Annotated in this window: 1 protein-coding gene and 1 pseudogene; both read left to right on the top strand. The window is 46.2% G+C overall.

Translation table 11 applies throughout. From position 1 onward, the window contains the following. Window positions 1-106, top strand: a pseudogene (locus AC2VE5_RS27880) (transposase); the annotation flags it as partial. Next, the gene (locus AC2VE5_RS27875) at window positions 93-1274 is read left to right on the top strand and encodes a serine hydrolase domain-containing protein (RefSeq protein WP_486890755.1); all 1182 of its coding nucleotides are present in this window, start codon (window positions 93-95) and stop codon (window positions 1272-1274) included. The pseudogene AC2VE5_RS27880 and the gene AC2VE5_RS27875, both read left to right, overlap by 14 nt. The last annotated feature ends 81 nt before the right edge of the window (window positions 1275-1355 follow it).

Below are 1355 nucleotides of genomic sequence, written 5' to 3'. Positions count from 1 at the left end.
ATGTAAGATCCTCGTTAAGAACTTTGAGCGCACCTTGACCAATGCCACCACGAAGCTCAATCTCTGCTTCGTCAGGTTAATGATTAAGCGACTTGCCGCCTTTTAGAGATGTCAAATGGGTTCTATACGAACAGGGATTGCTAGATATAAACGCTGATGTGAACAAATATTTAACGGACTTTCAACTAAAAAATCCTTTTTCTGAGCCAGTGACAGCCGCCAGAATGATGCTGCACACGGACGGCACTACAAAACGGCGGATCGGGCTTGCTGCTCGTACTGCTGAAGAAATACAGTCACTGGGAGATTATTTAGCTGACCATATGCCACCTGTTGTATGGCAACCAGGCGAGTTGTACAGTTATTCCAGCCACAGTATTGCTTTATTGGGCTATCTCGTGGAGAAAATCTCTGGTACTCCCTTCGCTCAATATATTGACAAAAACATATTGCAACCACTTCAGATGAGCCGGAGTACCTTTCTCCAGCCGCCGCCACCACCACTAGCCGACGATTTGGCTGTAGGTTATCAGTATCAAAGTGGCAACTTTAAACCCGTCCCCTATCTGTATCTCAACATCGCTCCAGGCGCGGCAATGCAAGCTACGGCAACAGATATGGCTCACTTTATGCTCGCCCACCTATTGCAAGGTCGCTATGAAAAATCGCGTATTTTAGAGGAGGATACGGTGCGGCTAATGCACGAGCAGCATTTCACCCACCACCCTCTACTACCTGGTACTGGCTACAGCTTTCGCGAACGGTTGGAAAACAACATTCGCACGATCGGACACTTAGGTAGTTTGCGGGGGTATTCTAGCTCTCTTACCTTACTGCCCGATCGCAATATCGGTATTTTTATTGCTACCAATAGCTTTAGTGGGATAAATGGCAAGCTATTAACTCAATTTTTCGACCGTTATTTTCCTGCTCCTCAGCAAGCATCACCCAAGAAACCCCTAACACTAAGCAAAGAGCAACTTGAGCGGTTCACTGGTACTTACCGAGATTTAGAATATCCTCGCCATACCTTCGCTAAACTCACTGCACCGTTTGAACATATTAATATCAAGCAGGGTGAAAAAGGTACTTTACTCGTTAGCACTCCTGGTTTATTCTTTGTTGGCAATGCTCCAAAGATCCAGTTAGCTCCTGTGGAACCATTACTATTCCAGCGAGTCAATGATGATGCTTTTACAGCCTTTGGAGAGGATGAAAGCGGTTGGGTTACAGCAGTTCTCAGTTGGGTGAAACATAGCAACAACAGTGGGTAAACCAGCCAATAATATCTTGGAGTGTCACCGCAGCTAGAGCATCGGTGATTGCTTGGTCTAACTGTGCATAGGTTCGCGCCG

Source organism: Aliterella sp. E5.1, assembly GCF_057473825.1.
Note: the sequence above shows the minus strand (reverse complement) of the source record. Positions and strands in the feature narration are given on the sequence as shown.